4 protein-coding genes and 2 tRNA genes are annotated in these 2,568 nt (G+C 40.4%); 2 read left to right on the plus strand and 4 right to left on the minus strand.

Going from position 1 to position 2,568, the window contains the following annotated elements; translation table 11 throughout:
- Positions 1-151: 151 nt before the first annotated feature.
- Positions 152-295: a cyclic lactone autoinducer peptide gene (locus BLW33_RS13830; RefSeq protein ID WP_090310047.1), complete on the plus strand. Its 144-nt coding sequence runs from the start codon at positions 152-154 to the stop codon at positions 293-295.
- On the plus strand, positions 292-867 hold the full coding sequence (locus BLW33_RS13835; protein WP_090310049.1) for an accessory gene regulator B family protein: 576 nt from the start codon (positions 292-294) through the stop codon (positions 865-867). The genes BLW33_RS13830 and BLW33_RS13835 overlap by 4 nt, the downstream gene beginning before the upstream one ends.
- A gap of 29 nt (positions 868-896) precedes the next feature.
- Here BLW33_RS13835 and BLW33_RS13840 read toward each other — a convergent pair whose 3' ends face one another.
- The 4 genes from BLW33_RS13840 to BLW33_RS13855 form a co-directional block, all read right to left on the minus strand.
- A complete protein-coding gene (locus BLW33_RS13840; RefSeq protein ID WP_341456164.1) occupies positions 897-1,526 on the minus strand; it encodes a LytR/AlgR family response regulator transcription factor in 630 nt (209 codons plus the stop codon).
- Positions 1,527-1,712: 186 nt separating this feature from the next.
- Positions 1,713-1,788: transfer RNA gene (locus BLW33_RS13845), tRNA-Val, on the minus strand.
- A gap of 23 nt (positions 1,789-1,811) precedes the next feature.
- Positions 1,812-1,887 (minus strand) — tRNA-Val (locus BLW33_RS13850).
- Positions 1,888-1,981: 94 nt separating this feature from the next.
- A complete protein-coding gene (locus BLW33_RS13855; RefSeq protein WP_090310054.1) occupies positions 1,982-2,473 on the minus strand; it encodes an ATP-binding protein in 492 nt (163 codons plus the stop codon).
- Between the last annotated feature and the right edge of the window lie 95 nt (positions 2,474-2,568).

The following is a 2,568-nucleotide window of genomic DNA, read 5'->3' on the forward strand; positions in this document are numbered from 1 at the left end:
GCAACTGCACTGGCTCCGGAAAAGGGTGCTGTGAAATATTGGAAACACCTGCTCTGGATTATCGGAAATGGCGCACAATTACATTGGAATACTCAAAATGTATTTAGTTTTGAAATTCAAAGGGATATTATCAAATAAAAAGGAGTAAAAAATGAAAAAAATCAAAACTTTTTTACTAAGAAATATGTGTTTACTGTCTGCTTTAGTTGTTTGCCTAGTACAAAGCTCAGACTCATGCTTGTTTTTTAGTTATCAGCCAGAAATTCCTGAAGAATTAAAAAAGAAAAGCTCATGATTAATCATATTGCAAACTGTATCACTGCAATTTGTTTGAAAGAAGGTGTCATATCAGAAGAAAAAGAAATTGAAATAAAATTTGGTCTTGAAGAACTAATCTTCTTATTAATAAATCTAGTCTTTATGGCATTACTAGCGGTGTTTTCTCATGAAATCCTAAAAGGATTTCTGTATTGTGTCGTTTATATTTCTTTAGCCAGGCTGGTTGGCATCTACCATGCAAAAACACGATTCAGCTGTTTTTGCAAGACGATCTTTATGTTTGCTGCGTATTTAGTTGTTATGAAGAACTTCCCACTAGCACTACAGGGATATGGAACGGTGGTTGGTGCGCTTGTTTTCTGTATAACTGCGTGGTTATTAACGCCCGTAACACATAAGAACAAGGTTCTAACTGAGCGACAAAAACAGGAAAACCGGAACAAGGTTCTAAGATATTCCGTTGTTTATCTCGTTGTTACAGCAATACTCATGGGAATGAATCAAATTCAGTATGCATTTGCCATTAGTGTTACCTTGTTGTGGGTTGCGGTACTTGCTATTTTGGGTCAAATCTTTAATGAGAAATAAAAGAAAGGTCATGAAGAAGGCAGAATCGCTCATCGTACAAGGTGCTGTCTTAGAAATGCATTGTAATGCTCAATGATTGCTGCACGATTGGTATGGCTGATTTCAATTTCATATCCACCAGAAAGTTTGAAGATGTGGTGTTTATACCCAAGGATGAACGACATATTGACCAGGTAGCTTTTGTGAGTCCTCAAAAAATGATAGGGCTGCAATAGCTTTTGGTAATTTCGTATTCTTCCTTTAGTATAAAATGGACCTCGGGTAGTATAAAATGTGAGATTAAATAGATTCGATTCAATGAAAATAATGTTTTTCACGAGTAATACGATATGCTCGGGCCCATCATAAATCTCAATTGCTTTACGGGAAAGCATAAACTTTTCAATGGCAAGATTAGTCACAGATTCAATTTTGTAATCATCAAAGGGTTTGACTAAATAATGGCTGATTTCGTAGTCAAGGGATTGGAAGACATATTCTTTATAAGAAGAAATAACAACGATTTGGCAATGACATTTGCTTTTTCGTAAGTGTTTAATGACCTCAAGCCCATTATATCCGGGCATTTCAATATCGATGAATAAAAGATCGATATCATGGTTCTTTTGGATATACCAGAGCAATAAATCGCTACCTGATGTAAATTGAAAAATATGAATATTTAAACGATCAACTTTTGGAAATGTGAGAAGTTGATCGTTTAATTTTTTTTAGAAATAAGGCATCATCATCGCAGATCACAAGATTCACAGTATTAACCCTCTATCTCTTTTCTCGCATTTTGGATGCGTCATCCTTAGCCTGCAAATTAAAAAAGCCCTAAAAAGGGCGTATAAAGGTCAATCTGGTGATCCTGATTGGACTCGAACCAACGACTTCTACCGTGTGAAGGTAGCGCTCTCCCAGCTGAGCTACAGGATCAGGGGTTCAGTTGTATAAAAAAATGGTGATCCCGATTGGGCTTGAACCAACGACCTCTACCATGTCAAGGTAGCGCTCTTCCAGCTGAGCTACGGGATCACACGTCGTCCGAATGTCGAACGCTTATTTATTATAGCCAAAGGAGTGCCACTTGTAAAGTCTTTTTTGTAAAAAAACAAGAAAAATCAGAATACTATGCGGGTGGAGGCGCCGGGAGGATGGGTAAACGCACGGATGCTCTAAAAAATCCGTCCACCACTTCAAAGCGACAATCCCCGTTATAACGCTTGACAATGTGACAAATGGAGGCCGTGCCAATGCCTGGGCCGTGGTGCTTGGTAGAGTGGAGGCTGCCATCCCGGGTATAGGTGGGGAGGGTGGCGGTGGGGTTATCCACCAGAATAGCAAGGCTACCGTTCATGAGCTGGGCAGAAAAAGCGATGCCGCCCTCCAGGGACAAGTCCCGGAGAATCGCTTCTAAAGCATTTTCAAGGAGGTTGCCAATGAGTGCGCCAAGATCGCTTTCGGAAATGGGAAGGGCCACGGGGATATCTCCGGTTACGCTAAAGGGGATGCCCTGCTCCGCACATTGGGCAGCATAATAGACCAAAAAGGCATTGGCGGTGTTGTGGTGGCAGAAACGGGTGGTGATGGGCTTCGGAATGGTTTCCTGGTAATCGGCCATATGGTCCTATGTCAATAAAAAGCACAGCTTAAAATGAGTGATTCTGTAAGCTAGGCCGCTTGCAGAGAAGATACCCGTTCAAACCATTTTTCGAA

The sequence above is a fragment of the Eubacterium aggregans genome (assembly GCF_900107815.1).
GTDB lineage: Bacteria > Bacillota > Clostridia > Eubacteriales > Eubacteriaceae > Eubacterium_O > Eubacterium_O aggregans.